Here is a 16,023-nt window from a genome sequence, read left to right as displayed (position 1 = left end):
CGGCCTCCACGGGCTAGCGTGCGATCCACTGCTGGATGCGGGCGAGCAGGCTGTCGGAGTCGACGGGTTTGGTGACGTGGCCGCTCGCCCCCGCCGCCAGGCTCTTCTCCTGGTCGCCCGGCATCGCCTTGGCGGTGACCGCGATGATCGGCAGTTCCGCGTACTGCGGCATGGCCCTGATCGCCGAGGTGGCTGTGTAGCCGTCCATCTCCGGCATCATCACGTCCATCAGCACGAGGTCGATCTCGGGGTGGGCGATCAGCGTGTCGATGCCCGCGCGCCCGTTCTCGGCGTGCAGCACCCGCATGCCGTGGATCTCCAGGATGCTGGTCAGCGCGAACAGGTTGCGCGCGTCGTCGTCGACCACCAGCACGGTACGGCCGGCCAGCGTGCCGCCCTGCTCCCGGCCGGCGGGCCGGCCCTCCTTCTCCGAACGCACCAGCGGCAGCACGTCGCCCGGCTGGTCGGCGGTCAGGTGCAGGGCGATGCGCTCGCGCAGCTCGTCCAGGCTCGACAGCAGCTCCAGCGGCTGGCAGTCGGCGCGGGACCGCAGTTGCCGTTCCTGCGCCAGGTCCATGCGCCAGTTGTTGTAGGCCAGGATGGGCACCCCGCGCAGCGCGGTGTCGCCGTCGATGGCGTCCAGCAGCCCGAAGCCCGCCCTGCCCGGCATGTCGAGGTCGAGGACGATGCAGTGGCAGGGCTCGGCGGCCAGCGTGGCCGCGGCCTCCTGCGCGCCCGCGGCGGTCACCATCTCGATGGGGCCCTCCATGGGGGCGGTGCCGACGTCGCGGCCGGCCAGGTCCGCCAGGACGCTCTCGGCCACCAGCGACAGCAGGCCGCGCGGCCGTTCCTCCACCACCAGCAGCCTGCGCTGCGGGTGCGGCGGCTGGGGCGGGGGCTGGTCCTGCTGTCGGTCGGCGCGGCGCTCGGCGTCGCCGCGGCCGGCGTGCGGCGCCGCGGGGTCGGCGGGCCGCTCGGTGAAGTCGGGTCTGGCGACCGGCAGGAACAGTGTGAACGTGCTGCCCTCGCCCTGCGTGCTCTGCGCGGTGATCGCGCCGCCGAGCAGGTAGGCGATCTCCCTGCTGATGGACAGGCCGAGCCCGGTGCCGCCGTACTTGCGGCTGGTGGTGCCGTCGGCCTGCTGGAAAGCACCGAAGATGGCTTCCAGCTGCTGCTCGGCGATGCCGATGCCGGTGTCGATGACGCGGAAGGCGACGGCGGGGCCGTACGGTCTGACCGAGGCGGGGAGCTGTGCCAGGGGAACCGGTTCGATGCGCAGCTCGACGCTGCCGGTCTCGGTGAACTTGACCGCGTTGGACAGCAGGTTGCGCAGCACCTGGCGGAGCCTGGAGTCGTCGGTGAGCAGGCCCTCGGGCACCCCGGGCGCGGTCGTGATGCGGAACTCGAGGCTCTTGTCCGTGGTCATCGGCCGGAAGGTGGCCTCGACGTAGTCGAGCAACTGGCGCAGCGACACCCGTTCGGGGCTGATGTCCATCTTGCCGGCCTCCACCTTGGACAGGTCGAGGATGTCGTTGATGAGCTGCAGCAGGTCCGATCCGGCCGAGTGGATGACGCTGGCGTACTCGACCTGCTTGGGGGTCAGGTTGCGGGTGGGGTTCTGGGCCAGCAGCTGCGCGAGGATGAGCAGGGAGTTCAGCGGCGTCCGCAGCTCGTGGCTCATGTTGGCCAGGAACTCGCTCTTGTACGTGGAGGCCAGCGACAGCTGCTGGGCGCGGTCCTCCAGCTCCTGCCTGGCCTGCTCGATCTCCAGGTTCTTGGTCTCGATGTCCTGGTTCTGCGCGGCCAGCAGCGCCGCCTTCTCCTCCAGCTCGGCGTTGGAGCGCCGCAGCTCCTCCTGCTGGTTCTGCAGCTCCTCCGAGCGGGACTGAAGCTCGGCGGTCAGCCGCTGCGACTCCGCCAGCAGCTCGTCGGTGCGGGCGTTGGCGACGATGGTGTTGACGTTGGCCCCTATCGTCTCCATGAGCTGGTCGAGGAAGGCCCGGTGCACGGGGGTGAACGCGTACAGCGAGGCCAGCTCGATGACGCCGAGCACCTGCTCCTCGACCACGATGGGCAGGACGATCAGGGACGTGGGCACGGTCTGGCCGAGCCCGGAGGAGATCCTGACGTAGCCGGGCGGGATCTCCTCCATCGCGATCGTCCTGCGGGTGCGGGCCGCCTGGCCGACCAGCGACTCGCCCATCCTGAACCTCGTGACGGAGTCGCCCGCCGGGTGGCCGTAGGCGCTGATGAGCTGCAGCTCGGTGCCGGTGGGCGCCTCCTCGGCCAGGTAGAAGGCGCCGACCTGGGCCGAGACCAGCGGCGCGAGCTCGTTCATCACCAGCTCGGCCACCGTGGACAGGTCCCGGTGCCCCTGCATGAGGCCCGACATCCGGGCCAGGTTGGACTTGAGCCAGTCCTGGTCCTGGTTGGCCCTGGTGGTCTCGCGCAGCGACTTCACCATCGAGTTGATGTTGTCCTTGAGCTCGGCCACCTCGCCGGAGGCGTCGACCGTGATGGAGCGGGTCAGGTCGCCCGAGGTGACGGCGCTGGTCACCTCGGCGATGGCGCGCACCTGGCGGGTCAGGTTGCCGGCCAGCTCGTTGACGTTCTCCGTCAGCCGCTTCCACGTGCCTGACACGCCCTCGACCTCGGCCTGGCCGCCCAGCCGTCCCTCGCTGCCGACCTCGCGGGCCACTCTGGTGACCTCGGCCGCGAAGGACGACAGCTGGTCGACCATGGTGTTGATCGTGGTCTTGAGCTCCAGGATCTCGCCGCGGGCGTCCACGTCGATCTTCCTGGTGAGGTCGCCCCTGGCCACGGCGGTGGTGACCTGGGCGATGCTGCGCACCTGGTTGGTGAGGTTGTCGGCCATGGAGTTGACGTTGTCGGTGAGGTCCTTCCAGGTGCCCGCGACGTTGGGCACGCGGGCCTGGCCGCCGAGCTGGCCTTCGGTGCCGACCTCGCGGGCCACGCGTGTCACCTCGTCGGCGAAGGCGGACAGCGTGCCGACCATCGTGTTGATCGTCTGCGCGAGCGCGGCCACCTCCCCCTTGGCCTCGACGATGATCTTCTGCGACAGGTCGCCCTTGGCCACCGCGGTCGCCACCTGGGCGATGCCGCGCACCTGGTCGGTCAGGTTGGAGGCCATGAAGTTGACGTTGTCGGTGAGGTCCTTCCAGGTGCCCGACACGCCCCGCACGGTGGCCTGGCCGCCGAGCTGGCCCTCGGTGCCGACCTCGCGGGCGACGCGTGTCACCTCGTCGGCGAAGGCGGACAGCTGGTCGACCATCGTGTTGATGGTCTCCTTGAGCTCGAGGATCTCGCCGCGGGCGTCCACCCTGATCTTCTGCGTCAGGTCGCCCTTCGCGACGGCGGTGGTGACCTCGGCGATGCTGCGCACCTGGGCGGTGAGGTTGTCGGCCATGACGTTGACCGACTCCGTCAGGGCCTTCCAGGTGCCGGAGACGCCCTTGACGTCGGCCTGGCCGCCCAGCCGTCCCTCGGTGCCCACCTCGCGGGCCACCCTGGTCACCTCGTCGGCGAACGACGACAGCTGGTCGACCATCGTGTTGAGCGTGTTCTTCAGCTCCAGGATCTCGCCGCGCGCCGAGACGGTGATCTTCTGGCTGAGGTCGCCGCGCGCCACCGCGGTCGCCACCTGGGAGATGTTGCGCACCTGGGCGGTCAGGTTGCCGGCCATGGCGTTCACGGAGTCGGTAAGATCTTTCCACGTGCCTGACACACCCGGCACGTCGGCCTGACCGCCCAGCCGTCCCTCGGTGCCGACCTCCCTGGCCACCCTGGTGACCTCCGAGGTGAACAGCGACAGCTGGTCGACCATGCCGTTGAAGACGTGGGCGATCTCGCCCAGCAGGCCGTCGGCGTCGCCGGGCAGTCGCGTGCCGAAGTCGCCGTCCCTGACGGCGGTGAGCCCGGCCAGCAGCTGCCGCAGCTCGAGCTCTCCCGTCTGGCCGACCTGCCGCGCACCCGACCGGCTGCCGCTCACGCTGTCGCCCGCCCCCTCAATATCGTTGCCATGAGACAAATATTTACAGGAGGCTAGCGCAGAGGATCATGTATCGACAATCCGTAGCGGTGACCAACTATTTGCTATGGTGCAAAGAACCTCTCCATCCGCTAGGAATGGCACGTGGCACTCCGAAACGGCCTGAACGCCGTCTACCAAGCGATGCGCGCCGCTGCGCCGTACGCTCTGGCCGAAGCGGTCCGCGATGCGCTCATCGGGCACGGATCCGCGCGGAGCGTGGAGCTCCTGCTGGCCGACTACGCGCTCGTGGCACTGCGACCGGTGCTCGCCGACCCCGACCCGGCGACCCCCGAGATCCGCATCGACTCCAGCGCCGCCGGGCGCGCCTTCGCCTCCCAGCAGCCGCTCTGGGAGGACGCCCACAGCACCCTCTACCTGCCCGTCACGGCCTGCGGCGAACGGTTCGGCGTGCTCGGCGTCCGCCTGCCCGCCCCGCCCGAGCCCGACGAGATGCCCGACTTCGGCGAGGTGGCCGCCGCGCTCGCGCACGGCCTGCTCGGCGCGGACCGGCTCACCGACCGCTACCAGCGGGCCCGCCGCCTGGCCCGGATGACGCTGGCCGCCGAGATGCAGTGGGGCCTGCTGCCCGGCTACGGCCACCGCGGTACCGGCTACCGGCTCGCGGGCCAGCTCGAACCGGCCTACGCCGTCTACGGCGACAACTTCGACTGGAGCTGCGGCCCCGGCTCGCTGACCGTCTCGATCACCAACGGCATGGGCGAGGGCATGCGCGCGGCGCTGCTCACCACGCTGGCCGTCACCGCGCTGCGCAACGCCCGCCGTTCGGGGGCGAACCTGGAAGAGCAGGCCGGCCTCGCCGACGAGGCGGTCTACGCGCAGTACGGCGGGCGCGAGCACGTCTCGACCCTCCTGCTCCACTTCGACGCCGTCACCGGGCAGCTGTCCGCCGTCGACGCCGGCTCCCCGCGCATGATGCGCCTGCGCGGCACCGACGTCGAGACGATCAAGCTGGAGCAGCAGCTTCCCCTCGGCATGTTCGGCAACACCGCCTACACCGAACAGAGTGTCACGCTCCAACCCGGCGACCGGCTCGTCGTCATGACCGACGGGGTGTACGACGCGCGGTCGCGGCAGGACGGCTCCTTCGGCGAGGCGCTGCTGGAGTCGGCCGTCAGATCCACACGCCTCCAACCGGCCGACGAGGCGGTCCGTACCATGATTCGTGGCATGCTGACCTTCAGAGAAGGCGTGGACGTCTTCGACGACGCCGTCGTGGTCTGCCTTGACTGGACGGCCGAGCAGCAGGCTGATGACCTTCCCCCCGCCAGGGGCGACGTCATGTGACGGACGCGCCCTCGGCTCGAACCTGGATTGCCGCATGAACGACCATCACGAGCTCGGTCACCTCGACCCCGCCACCGGGGCCGCCGTCGAAAGCGCCGCCGCGGCGCTGATCGCGGTCTGGGCGTACTCCCGCCACTCCGCGGCCACCCAGGTCTCCTCCACCCAGCTCCAGGCGCTGCTGACCATCGAGCGCCACGGCGAGATCAACCTCGCCAGGCTGGGCGAGGCGCTGGGCGCGCTGCCGTCCTCCACCAGCAGGCTGTGCGACCGCCTGGAGGCGACGGGGTGGGTACGCCGCGCGGCCTCCCACGACGACCGGCGCGAGCTGACCATCCGCCTGACCGCCTCGGGCAAGGCCCTGCTGGAGGAGCTGCGCAAGCGGCGCCGCGACGACCTGGCCCAGGTGATGGACCAGATGCCGCCCGCGGCCCGCAAAGCTCTCCTGCGCGGGCTGCGGGCCTTCACCGCGGCCGCCGACCGGGTCACCGACCAGCGGGTCGACCGTTCCGACGAGAACTGGACCCTCATCGCGGGACGGTTCCTGGCCTGACCGGGACGGCGTCAGCTCACTGGAGCAGCCGGGCCGAGCGGACGGCGGGGGCCAGCGGCCGCCCCACCCTGGCCACGTGCAGGAGAGTCCGCGGATCGGCGACGCCCAGCCGCTCGGCCAGGCGATCGCGGGTGGCGGCGCAGTCGATGATCTGGCTGAGCGGGTGCGTGGCGTAGCCGAGCGCGGACAGCACCAGCCACTGCCGCATCAGCGCGCGGCCCGCCTCGACCTGGTCGTCCACGGCCCCGACCAGCACCAGCACGTCGCCGTCGTGGTCGAGCAGCCCGCGGGCGGCGCCCGCCAGCAGCCTGGGCAGGCCGACCCGGCGCAGCGCCGGATAGGCGGCCAGGGCGGCGCGCAGACCTGCCGTCTCGGCGGCGCTCAGCCCCAGCGCCTGGTGCGTGAGGCCGTCGAGCCGGTAACGGGGATGAGCCGGGGTCAGCCGCAGCCACGCGCGCAGCTCGCCGGTGACCGCCGCGTCGGACCACTGGCGCACGTCGGCCGCGTGCAGCAGGTCCGCCACGTCACGGCAGGCCAGGCGGCGCACCTCGAGCCGTCCCTGGCCGCGCAGCCGCTCCAGGACGTCGGCGGGCAGGCCTCCCGGGTGGTAGGCGCCGCGGTTGGTGCCGCGCCGCCGTACGTCCGCCGTGGTGAAGGGGGTCTGGTACGGCTGCGCCGTGCCGTACAGGAAGCCCACCCTGCCCGGGCCGGGGTCGGGCCGGAAGCCGACGCGCAGACCCGCCGAGGCGCAGACGATCAGGCAGCACTCGACGAACGCGCCCAGGCTGAGGCGCAGGTCGCGGCCGGTGGGGTCGCCGATCGGCAGGCAGCGCTCCGGGTCCCACCCGACCATGGCCTCGGCCCCGTGGTAGGTGAGGGTCCACGGCTGGGTGTTGTGCGCGCTGGGCGCGCGCCAGAAGTCCGGCTCGAGGGCGCGCAACTCGTCGATCAAGTGAGGTTCTTCTCGTAGAAGGTGTAGCCGTGCAGGGGGCGGCCGCCCATGGCGACGTACTGCGCGGCGGAGGCCGGGTTGACGCGTTCGACGTAGGTGCTGCGCAGCGCCAGGTAGCCGCCGCGGCGCAGTCCCTCGTGCAGCTCGCGGGACAGCAGACGCATGTAACCGTGGCCCTGCTCCCCTGGGACGGTGCCCTTGATGATGAGCACGGCCTCGCGGCGGTGCCGCTTGCGGACAGCCAGCAGCCTGAGCTGGTTGAGAAGGTGCAGGTTCCCACCGACCTCCGCGACGAAACGTGAGATGTCGGGCACGCAGAGCACGAAAGCCACCGGACGGCCCGCCTTCGTCAGGTACAGCAGCAGCGACTCGTCCAGCAGGAAGGCCAGGCCGTCGGTCTGCTCGGCCAGCTGCTCGGCCGAGATCTCGGTGTAGTAGCCGAGCTGGGCGAAGCTGGCGTTGAGCATCTCGCGCAGGATCGGCAGCTGCCGGCCGACCCGCCTCCTGTCGCCGCGGTGGATCCGCAGCCCCTCCGCCGCGATGCGGGAGTCGTCGAAGGCGAACACCGGCTCGTCGGGCACCGGGCAGATCCAGGTGTCGGACTCGAACCTGCGGGTGAACCCCGTCCGCTCGTAGGTGCCGGGGTAGTACGGGTGGTTCCAGGCGCTGTCGATGAAGCCGCGCTCGCCGAACCCCGAGGTGATGACCCCGCCCGACTGGTTCGGCAGCAGCGACACCGGGCCGAAGACCGACTGCCTGCCCGCCGCGCGCCCGGCCGCGCAGATGCCGTCCAGCAGTTCCTCCCCCGCCTCCTGCGTGAACTCGGTCAGCCCGAACAGCTGCGCGGCCGTGCCGAGCTTGGCGTCCAGGGCGGCGTCGGTGTGCAGGGTGGTCCGCCCGACCACCTCTCCCCCGCGTTCGAGCAGGCACAGCCGTACGCCCCGGCGATGCCAGGCGCGGACGGTCGCGTGCAGCGGCGGCACGAAACGCGGGTCGCCGCCGTAGATCCGGTCGGTGAGCCCGAGGAAGGCGCGCAGGTCGCGCCCGGACTCGACGGGACGCAGGCTCACCCGCGGCTCACCCGCGGCCCCTCGCCCTCCTCGGCGGACAGCGGCGTGAACGTCTCGATGTGCGCCATCGGACCGCCCTCCGCCCGCCAGACGCCGTTGGAGTAGCCCTCGGGCTCGGCGTTGTAGAGGCGGATGTATCCCCCGGTGGCGTTCCTGGTGCCGTCGGTCACCCACTGCATCAGCCTGCGGTGGTGGCGGCTGCGGGCGAAGCGCAGCAGCGCGTCGCGGTCCTCGAAGAAGGCCAGCGTGCCCAGCGTGAAGGGGAACTCCCAGTAGACCTTGTGCCAGCGGTAGCCGCGCATCCGCTTCATGTCGCGCACCATGCGGAACCAGGTGAAGGTCAGCGTGATGATCGACAGCGGCCCGCGGTAGCGGGTGGCGCCGACGAACATCGCGGTGGCCTGCCCCTGCGGCGGCGCCTTGCTGAAGTCGGTGGTCCTCACACGTCCTCCACCAGGTAGACGTTCTTCATCTTGGTCAGACCCGCGAACGGGCCCTCGCCGCTGTCGAAGATCCGCACGCGCAGGTCGGCGGCGGTCGGGTCCTCCTTGAGCGACTCGGCGAAGTCGCGCGAGACCCGCCGCAGGTGGGCCACGACGCCCTCACGGCAGATGCCGGCCAGAGCGTCGCGGTCGGGCTCGGCGCCTTCGCGCAGCTCGACGTTGATCACCGGGCGGTACTCCAGGCCGGGCAGCTCCTCCAGCGACAGGCAGAACCTGGAGATGCTCGCGGCGTACGGGTTGCCCTGGTAGAGGCCGTACTCCACGTCCTGCGGGTAGAGGTTGGCGCCCATGTAGGAGATCGTCGAGTCCTTGCGGCCGAACAGGAACAGCAGCGGCAGGTTCATCCGCTCGTCGGTCCAGGTGGCCGGGTAGTCGGCGCCCAGCGCCCGCCTGACCTCGGCCAGCGTGTGCAGCCTGGCCTCGTCGCCGACGTTGTAGCGCAGCTTCGGCTGCAGGCAGCTCTTGGTGTTGATCGTGCACAGCAGCTCGCCGGAGCCGTTGACCTCCAGGAAGGTCTCCAGCGGGTTGTAGTGGAAGATCATCGGTAGCCGCTGCTCGCCCGGGCCGAGCAGGGCGTCACGCAGCCGCTGGTCGGTGGCCAGGCGCTTGCGCAGCCGTACGGTGAAACCGCTCTCGGCGCCCATGCCGATCGTAAGGTCGCTGGCGCCGTACCCGGAACGGACCTCCTCGAAGCGCTCCTCCAGGTAGTCGCGCAGCGCCTCCGTCATGCCCTCGCCACCGACCATCCCCCGGATGCGGTAGTCCTTCCAGGGGAAGCCCGCGGCGTCGAGCCGGTCGCGCAGGTGCTTGAGGAAGGGCGGGTAGGCGGCCACCACGTAGTCGTAGCCGGGGCCGAAGTGCTCCAGCGTGTCGGCGATCTTCTCCAGGTCGGGGCCGGTGTTCTTGACCATCGCGATGCGGGCCATGGCGGCGCCGGTGGTCGTGCCGGTCGCCCAGGCGCCCATCGAGTAGGCGTTGATCACGAACAGCTTCTCGCCGGGGAAGACCAGCTCGATGTATCCGGCGGCGTTGCGGTAGATGCCCCGCAGCTCCCGCGGCCCGCGCACCCAGTTGTACGGCTTGCCGCTCGAACCCGACGACTCGTCCACGATCACGCCTGGCCGGTGCAGCCTGCCCTCCTGGCACCGGCTCTGCTCGTCGTAGACGGCGGCGTAGTTCTGCTTGGTCGTCTCGGGGAAGTCAGCCAGCCGCCTGGCTTCCTCGGCGCCGTGGCCGCGCACGAAGTCGCGGTAGGCGGGCACGTCCACGGCGGCGAACTGGCAGGCCACCCGGGCATGGACGCGGGCGAGCCGGTCGAGGGCGGGATGGTAGGAACGGGCCACGAACCGCCAGACGGCGGGATGCAGGCTGCCCAGCCGGTAGGCGCCGGTGAGCAGCCACGAGTACGCCTGCAGCCTGGCCCGGCGCCAGCGCTGTCGGGCGGTGAGCGGCCCGAGGCGCGGGCTCTTGCGCGTCATACCGGCGTAACTTAGCGAATACCTATCGATATCCGGTCAAGGGCCCGGAAATGTGGCGCGGGCGGCCGGACGGCTCGGGTGTTTCGCACATCCGGCCAGCCGCCTTTACAAAGTAGATCTCATGTGACGCCCGACCGGGCGACCGGTGCGCTCCAGGGCGTAAGGACTTCGTGAGAAATGCCGGCCGAGAGCGGCCTTACGGTGATCACGACCCCCTCCCGCCCCTCCCGAAGGGACCTTCAGCATGCGCCGACACCTCCGCCGTCTCACAGCGACGGCCGTGGCCCTGGCCGCGACCACGTCATTAGCGTCGATCACCTCTCCGCACGCCGCGGCGGCGGGCACAGCGGCACCCCTGCGCGCCGTCCACCTCGGCACCCTCGGCGGCACGTGGAGCATCGCCCGCGGTATCAACAACCACGGCCACGTCGTCGGCGACAGCCCGGTGGAGTCCGGGCTCAGCCACGCGTTCCTCTGGAAGAACGGCAAGATGACCGACCTCGGCACGCTCGGCGGCGGGACCAGCTTCGCCTCCGACGTCGACGACGACGGCCGCGTCGTCGGCTGCAGCGAGTTGCCTTCGGGTGAGTGGAGTCCCTTCCTGTGGCAGAACGGCACGATGACCGATCTCGGGGCGCACGGCGCACCCGGCTTCTGCGGCGCGGACGTCGCCCGCGGGCACATCATCGGCACTTTCGCCCCCACCCCCGGCTTCGCCGAGCAGCGCGCCTTCCTGCTGTCCGGTGACGTCAAGACCGTCATCGACCGCCGTCCCGGCCTGACGGCCAACGCCGTCAACGACAGCGGCCAGGTGGTGGGCGCCGACAACTACATCGTGGACGAGAGCGGCTTCCCGCTGTCGACGTACCGGGCGTACCTGTGGCACGACGGCACCGGCCGGGAGCTCGGCACGCTGGGCGGGATGAGCTCCCCCAGCTCGATCAACAACCTCGGCCAGGTGGTCGGCAACTCGGACACGGCCGACGGCCGACGCCGCGGCTTCTTCTGGGACGGCTCCTCCATGACGCCCCTTCCCCTGTCCGCCGACGCTTCAGGCGCCGGCGCCGAGGCCATCAACGACCGCGGCCAGATCGTCGGCTCCTCCATCAAGGCCGGCGAGGTGTACGGCTTCGCCACCCTGTGGGCCGGCCCCACGGCCCCGCCCCGGACCCTGCCGCTGCCCGCCGATGTGAGGGTGGACTCCTCCCGAGCTTTCGACATCAACAACCAGGGCTGGATCGCCGGCTTCATCGACTACCACTGGAACACCGGCCTCAACACGCAGGCCGTCATCTGGCGCTGACCCTGGCCTCCAGGTGGGCGGGTGGGTGCCTCCGCGCCCGCCCACCCTGGTCGCCTGCCGTGACCTCGGGTCTTGGACGAATCGCCGCTTGGGTCTTGCGCGCGCGCCGGAAGGACCTTACCCTGCGGCGTTAGTTAGGAAGTCTTCCTAACTATCCCCCTGGAGGACCCGCGCATGACATCTCGTCTGAGAGCCGCCGCCCTGGCCGCCCTCCTCGTCCACCCCATCCTGTCAGCACCCCCGGCAGCGGCCGCCACCGCGCGGGCGGACGTCCTGCTGTCGCAGGGCAAGCCGGCCACCTCCTCCTCCGTGGAGGGCAGCGGTTTCGGCGCCGGCCTGGCGGTCGACGGCGACACCGGCACCCGCTGGGCCAGCGCCGAGGGCCACGACCCCGAATGGATCAGCGTCGACCTCGGCGCCGCCGCCACGATCAGCAGGGTCCGGCTCACCTGGGAGGCGGCCTACGCCAAGGCCTACCGGATCCAGACCTCCGCGGACGGCTCCACCTGGACCGACGCCTACTCCACCAGCACCGGCGACGGCGCCGTCGACGACCTGACCGTCACCGGCACCGGCCGCTACATCCGCCTGTACGGCACGACCCGCGGCACGCCCTACGGCTACTCGCTGTGGGAGTTCGAGGTCTACGGCAACACCGGCGGCGGCGACACCACGGCCCCGACCGCCCCCGGGAGCCTGCGCGCCACGGCCACCACCTCCAGCAGCGTCTCGCTCGCCTGGAACGCCGCCACCGACAACGTCGGCGTCACCGGGTACGACGTCTACCGGGACGGCACCCGGGTCGCCACCGCCACGGGCACCACCCACACCGACACCGGGCTGAGCGCCTCGACCGGCTACTCCTACACCGTCAAGGCCCGCGACGCCGCCGGGAACACCTCTCCGGCCAGCACCGCGATCACCGCGACCACCCAGGCGAGCCAGGGCGGACCCGCCGTCCCCTTCGGCAGCCACACCATCCCCTACGCCGCGGGGATGCTGCGCCCCTCGGGCGACCAGGCCACGCTGGACCAGAAGGTGATCGACTACTACCGGCGGTGGAAGGCCGCCTTCGTCCGACAGAACTGCGGCAACGGCTGGTACCAGGTCATCTCCCCCGACGCCGACCACCCCTACGTGGGTGAGGCCCAGGGCTACGGCATGGTGATCGCCGCGACGATGGCCGGAGCCGACCCCGACGCCAAGAAGATCTTCGACGGGCTGGTCAAGTGGATGCTGGACCACCCCTCGTCCATCAACCCCGACCTGCTGGCCGCCGAGCAGGACACCTCCTGCCAGAGCGTCGAGGGCGGGGACGCCGCCACCGACGGCGACATGGACGTCGCCTACGGCCTGCTCCTGGCCGACCGCCAGTGGGGCAGCTCAGGCACCTACAACTACCGCAACCTCGCGATCAGGCACATCAACGCGATCAAGCGCGACGAGCTGAACCCGTCCACCAACCTCCTCAAGCTGGGCGACTGGGCCGATTCGGGCGACCAGCGGTACTACGTCTCCCGCGCCTCCGACTGGATGGTGGACCACTTCCGCGCCTTCCGGAAGGCGACCGGTGACGCCACCTGGGACACCGTGCGCACGGCGCACCAGAACCTGATCGCCTCGATGCAGGCGAACTACGCTTCGGCCACCGGCCTGCTGCCCGACTTCGTGGTCAACACCAACACCACGCCCAAGCCGGCCTCGGGCAAGGTCCTGGAGCACGTCAACGACGGCTACTACTGGTGGAACTCCTGCCGCGTCCCGTGGCGCATCGGCGCCGACGCGGTGACCGGCGGCGACGCCAAGTCGCTCGCGGCGGCCCGCAAGCTCAACTCCTGGATCAGGAGCAAGACCGGCGGCGACCCCGGCAAGATCGCCATCGGCTACCGGCTCAACGGCGCGCAGATCTCCAGCGGCAGCGACGCCGCCTACTTCGCCCCGTTCGCGGTGGCGGCGATGACCGACTCCGGCAGCCAGGCCTGGCTGGACTCCCTGTGGAACAAGATGGTCGCCACCCTGATCGACTCGGAGAGCTACTTCGCGGCCAGCATCCAGCTCCAGGTCATGATCACCGTGACCGGCAACCACTGGGTCCCCTGACGGCCGACCCCGGCCGGTGTGGGTGACCCCGCACTCCGCCCGCACCGGCCCCACCCACGCCGGCCCCGGCCGGACCCGCCGTCAGTCGCCGGCTCCGGCCGGCGCCGCTGCGGTTCCTGCTGCCCGCCGGCACCGCGGGCACGGCGTGGTGGACGACCACGTCGGGAGCTGCGCGTCCGGCCATCCAGCGGGCCCCGCGCCAGATCATCGTCACAGCCGCCGCGATCCTGCCCGGGAAGGCGCGGCGCGAGCGCTGTCTCGAGCAGTGGCTCGCCGACGGCGAGGGGCGGCGGAGCTGGGGATCAGCGCACTGTCCGTGGCGTTCGGGGCCGTCAAGGCCGCGGTGGCGATGAACCTGACCCGCCGCTCGGCCGTGGCGCTCGGACTCGCGGTCGTGCTGGTCGTCGGCGGGATCCGGCTGATGATGACCACGTCCGGCTGGGTGCCCGCCATAGCCATGGCGGGCGTGGAGTTGCCGTTCCTGTTGCTGATCATCCCAGGTTCACCGACCGCGACACGCCGCAGCCCCACTGATCTCAACTCCTTACCGCCCTTCGCCGACGCGCTTACGAGCTGACCGGAACTGCGATGGTGCCTTGCGCCACGGCACACAGGGTCTCGAGACCATCAGGGCCCACGGTCGACAGCTCGCACTGGCAGACGACGCGGGTCCGGCCGGCGCGGACGACATGCGCGCGTGCGCGCAGCATCGCGCCGACGGCGGGCCGCAGATAGTCGATGGTGAACCCGGAGGTGACCAGGTTCGCGCCGGCCACAGTGCCGGCGGCGAAGGTCAAGGCGTTGTCTGCGGCATAGGCCAGGACTCCACCGTGAAGGAAACCGTTCTGCTGGCGCAGGTCGTCGCGAATGTCCAGCTCCAAGGTTGCCTTTCCGTCGCCGAAGGCGACCAGCCGTGCGCCCAGTAGAGCGCTGAACGGCTGGGCCGCCAAGACCTTGCGGGCGATCTCTATGGTGGGCAATGCTTCTCCATTCTCAACGTCGGCCATAGGTACTAACGAGAGGCCAGAATAGGAGCGGTACGAATCGCCGCGGTCTGGCCCTGGCGCAGACCCTCGCGGTCGAGCGGTCCGGAGATCGACATCATCCCGCCACGTGATCCCGACTGCCCTGACGGCCGAGCCTCTTCACCTACCGCCGTGACTCGGCATGGGTAGCCATGCTCCCGACTCCGGGACCTCTTGAGCCCGGAGCCCAGGATGCGCGTTGGCTCGGTGAAGGGGTCAGCGGTCGCACCGGCGGCGGTGAGGGCGGGTGCGGCGGGCGTAGCTGATGGCGGCCATACCAAAAGCCACCCCCCACAGCCAGTACATGGGAACAGAAACCCAGTAGAACCGGTCAGGCAGCCCCTGGCCGAAGCCGAGGTCATCCGCGCCGCTCACCAGCGTGCCCAGCATCTTGGTAAGGATCATCCCGAAGTGCACGGTCATCGCGATGGATATCCCGGCGGCCGGCCCAGGACCAGCCAGCGCGGAACAGAGCGGCCTACCACGCCCGGCACCCAGCCAGGGAAGACCCTGCCCCAGGCGTGCACCAGCGACCACGGCAGCACCGTGCCCGCCAGCACGAAGCCGACCTCGAACAGCACCAACGAGACGCCGACGCCCAGCCCTGCGCTGTCGAAGCCCACGACCAGCTGGGCGATGACCCGAACCGCGCAGCCCGCGGTGGCGGCGTAGGCCGCCCCTTTCGCCCACCTCGGCGCGTGCCCGCGCGACCTCCGTCGTGCGGCCACAGGCGAGGCAACCGCCGCGCAGGCGCCGCGCGTGCATCAAGGCCACAGCGGCTACCAGCGCTCCTCCCGTCAGGCACGCGGTACGGCTGAGGAAGCCCAACGGAAAGAACCGCACGCCGATGCCGGGCAGCAGCCCACCGACCACGTCCAGCAGGAACAGGGCCGCGGCCACGATCAACGCCCCGCTCACGATCCACGCCCCGGCCAGCAGGACGCGACGGGCCACAATCGACCGCCGCAGCCGCGCGAGCCCGACCGTGACCGCCACCGCGGCCAGACAGAGCACGACCGCCTTCCACCCGGAGAAAGCGATCAGATCGACGCCTACCGGAGACATCTGTGGCGGGCTGTCGACGAACGCCCAGTGCGCCTGGAGCGTGCCGTACAGCAAGGCTCAGGCAAGCACCGCGCGCGGCGCCCACGAGTTCCAGGCCGGCGCCGGCCCGTCCTCGGCGGAGGTCATCGGGGCACCGCCCGCAACGGGAGCTCGCGCGTCGGGCGGCGCTGCAGCTCGCGCGTGCTCAGGAACAGCAGGACGGCCCACACCGAACAGTAGCCGCCGAACAGCGCGCCGCCCCGGTCAGTGAACAGCCCGGTGCCCAGCATGCCGACGCCGCCCACGGCTGCCATCGCCGTGACCAGCCAATGCAGCGCGAGCAGGATCCTGCGCGGCCACCGCCCCGGCAGGCTGAGCCGGCCAATGATCAGGACCGCGATGATGAGCAGCGCGCTCCCGGCGTTGGCCCACTGCGCCAGCGCCACCTCCCCAGGCCCGTACACCTGGTAGCTGTCGGGCGACACGCGCGGCCCGCCCGTGACGCCGAGCCGCCCATCCAGGGCGTACGACACCTTCGACGCCACGTACAGGCCGGTCCATGCCATCGCCGCATACGCAATCCTCATGGCTCCTCCTCGGCTACCACTGTGCTGCGACGTCCACCGGACGGGTCTCCCCCGG

General features: G+C 70.9%; 14 protein-coding genes. 5 read left to right on the top strand and 9 right to left on the bottom strand.

The features are described 5' to 3' along the window. Positions 1 to 13: 13 nt before the first annotated feature. Entirely contained in the window at positions 14 to 4,009 is a 3,996-nt protein-coding gene (locus tag ACWDLG_RS41115) for a HAMP domain-containing protein (RefSeq protein ID WP_449930456.1), read from the bottom strand. Positions 4,010 to 4,153: 144 nt separating this feature from the next. On the opposite strand from ACWDLG_RS41115, the gene ACWDLG_RS41110 reads away from it, so the two are divergent. Together ACWDLG_RS41110 and ACWDLG_RS41105 are read left to right on the top strand one after the other, a co-directional pair. Beyond that, on the top strand, positions 4,154 to 5,356 hold the full coding sequence (locus ACWDLG_RS41110) for a PP2C family protein-serine/threonine phosphatase (RefSeq protein ID WP_449930454.1): 1,203 nt from the start codon (positions 4,154 to 4,156) through the stop codon (positions 5,354 to 5,356). A gap of 34 nt (positions 5,357 to 5,390) precedes the next feature. Continuing rightward, positions 5,391 to 5,906, top strand: coding sequence for a MarR family winged helix-turn-helix transcriptional regulator (locus ACWDLG_RS41105; protein WP_449930452.1), 516 nt, complete (start codon positions 5,391 to 5,393; stop codon positions 5,904 to 5,906). Between the two features lie 16 nt (positions 5,907 to 5,922). On the opposite strand, the gene ACWDLG_RS41100 is transcribed toward ACWDLG_RS41105, so the two are convergent. Genes ACWDLG_RS41100 through ACWDLG_RS41085 form a run of 4 tightly spaced genes read right to left on the bottom strand, consistent with a single transcriptional unit; the run spans position 5,923 to position 9,909 of the window. Beyond that, positions 5,923 to 6,858, bottom strand: a complete 936-nt coding sequence (locus ACWDLG_RS41100; RefSeq protein ID WP_449930450.1) for a hypothetical protein — start codon at positions 6,856 to 6,858, stop codon at positions 5,923 to 5,925. Next, positions 6,855 to 7,928 carry a hypothetical protein gene (locus tag ACWDLG_RS41095; protein ID WP_449930448.1) on the bottom strand — a complete coding sequence of 358 codons (1,074 nt, stop codon included), beginning with the start codon at positions 7,926 to 7,928 and terminating at the stop codon, positions 6,855 to 6,857. Before ACWDLG_RS41095 ends, ACWDLG_RS41100 begins: the two co-directional genes overlap by 4 nt. Next, positions 7,925 to 8,371 carry a DUF4188 domain-containing protein gene (locus ACWDLG_RS41090; protein ID WP_449930446.1) on the bottom strand — a complete coding sequence of 149 codons (447 nt, stop codon included), beginning with the start codon at positions 8,369 to 8,371 and terminating at the stop codon, positions 7,925 to 7,927. The genes ACWDLG_RS41095 and ACWDLG_RS41090 overlap by 4 nt, the downstream gene beginning before the upstream one ends. After that, positions 8,368 to 9,909 (bottom strand): phenylacetate--CoA ligase family protein, encoded by a 1,542-nt coding sequence (locus tag ACWDLG_RS41085; protein WP_449930444.1) that lies wholly within the window; start codon positions 9,907 to 9,909, stop codon positions 8,368 to 8,370. The genes ACWDLG_RS41090 and ACWDLG_RS41085 overlap by 4 nt, the downstream gene beginning before the upstream one ends. A gap of 244 nt (positions 9,910 to 10,153) precedes the next feature. Here ACWDLG_RS41085 and ACWDLG_RS41080 point away from each other — a divergent pair, with 244 nt between their 5' ends. The 3 genes from ACWDLG_RS41080 to ACWDLG_RS41070 all read left to right on the top strand — a co-directional run bounded on the left by ACWDLG_RS41080 (position 10,154) and on the right by ACWDLG_RS41070 (position 13,889). After that, positions 10,154 to 11,212, top strand: coding sequence for a hypothetical protein (locus tag ACWDLG_RS41080; RefSeq protein ID WP_449930442.1), 1,059 nt, complete (start codon positions 10,154 to 10,156; stop codon positions 11,210 to 11,212). 174 nt (positions 11,213 to 11,386) lie between these two features. Beyond that, positions 11,387 to 13,312 (top strand): glycosyl hydrolase family 8, encoded by a 1,926-nt coding sequence (locus ACWDLG_RS41075; protein WP_449930440.1) that lies wholly within the window; start codon positions 11,387 to 11,389, stop codon positions 13,310 to 13,312. 316 nt (positions 13,313 to 13,628) lie between these two features. Next, on the top strand, positions 13,629 to 13,889 hold the full coding sequence (locus ACWDLG_RS41070) for a hypothetical protein (RefSeq protein WP_449930438.1): 261 nt from the start codon (positions 13,629 to 13,631) through the stop codon (positions 13,887 to 13,889). On the opposite strand, the gene ACWDLG_RS41065 is transcribed toward ACWDLG_RS41070, so the two are convergent. From ACWDLG_RS41065 to ACWDLG_RS41050, 4 genes are all read right to left on the bottom strand, one after another. After that, positions 13,879 to 14,319 carry a PaaI family thioesterase gene (locus ACWDLG_RS41065; RefSeq protein ID WP_449930436.1) on the bottom strand — a complete coding sequence of 147 codons (441 nt, stop codon included), beginning with the start codon at positions 14,317 to 14,319 and terminating at the stop codon, positions 13,879 to 13,881. The two genes, ACWDLG_RS41070 and ACWDLG_RS41065, sit on opposite strands and share 11 nt — an antisense overlap. Before the next feature lie 234 nt (positions 14,320 to 14,553). Beyond that, positions 14,554 to 14,760, bottom strand: coding sequence for a hypothetical protein (locus ACWDLG_RS41060; RefSeq protein ID WP_449930434.1), 207 nt, complete (start codon positions 14,758 to 14,760; stop codon positions 14,554 to 14,556). Continuing rightward, positions 14,757 to 15,065 (bottom strand): hypothetical protein, encoded by a 309-nt coding sequence (locus ACWDLG_RS41055; protein WP_449930432.1) that lies wholly within the window; start codon positions 15,063 to 15,065, stop codon positions 14,757 to 14,759. The genes ACWDLG_RS41060 and ACWDLG_RS41055 overlap by 4 nt, the downstream gene beginning before the upstream one ends. 459 nt (positions 15,066 to 15,524) lie before the next feature. Then, positions 15,525 to 15,968, bottom strand: coding sequence for a hypothetical protein (locus ACWDLG_RS41050; protein WP_449930430.1), 444 nt, complete (start codon positions 15,966 to 15,968; stop codon positions 15,525 to 15,527). Positions 15,969 to 16,023 lie beyond the last annotated feature (55 nt).

This window comes from Nonomuraea sp. NPDC003727 (assembly GCF_053586935.1).
This window is presented reverse-complemented; position numbering and strand designations above follow the sequence as displayed.

What these genes read in the sequence shown, in the direction of transcription:
- ACWDLG_RS41050 (WP_449930430.1), bottom strand. Translation starts at nt 15,968, where the DNA reads ATGAGGATTGCGTATGCGGCGATGGCATGGACCGGCCTGTACGTGGCG.
- ACWDLG_RS41075 (WP_449930440.1), top strand. Translation starts at nt 11,387, where the DNA reads ATGACATCTCGTCTGAGAGCCGCCGCCCTGGCCGCCCTCCTCGTCCAC.
- ACWDLG_RS41060 (WP_449930434.1), bottom strand. Translation starts at nt 14,760, where the DNA reads ATGACCGTGCACTTCGGGATGATCCTTACCAAGATGCTGGGCACGCTG.
- ACWDLG_RS41105 (WP_449930452.1), top strand. Translation starts at nt 5,391, where the DNA reads ATGAACGACCATCACGAGCTCGGTCACCTCGACCCCGCCACCGGGGCC.
- ACWDLG_RS41080 (WP_449930442.1), top strand. Translation starts at nt 10,154, where the DNA reads ATGCGCCGACACCTCCGCCGTCTCACAGCGACGGCCGTGGCCCTGGCC.
- ACWDLG_RS41085 (WP_449930444.1), bottom strand. Translation starts at nt 9,909, where the DNA reads ATGACGCGCAAGAGCCCGCGCCTCGGGCCGCTCACCGCCCGACAGCGC.
- ACWDLG_RS41065 (WP_449930436.1), bottom strand. Translation starts at nt 14,319, where the DNA reads ATGGCCGACGTTGAGAATGGAGAAGCATTGCCCACCATAGAGATCGCC.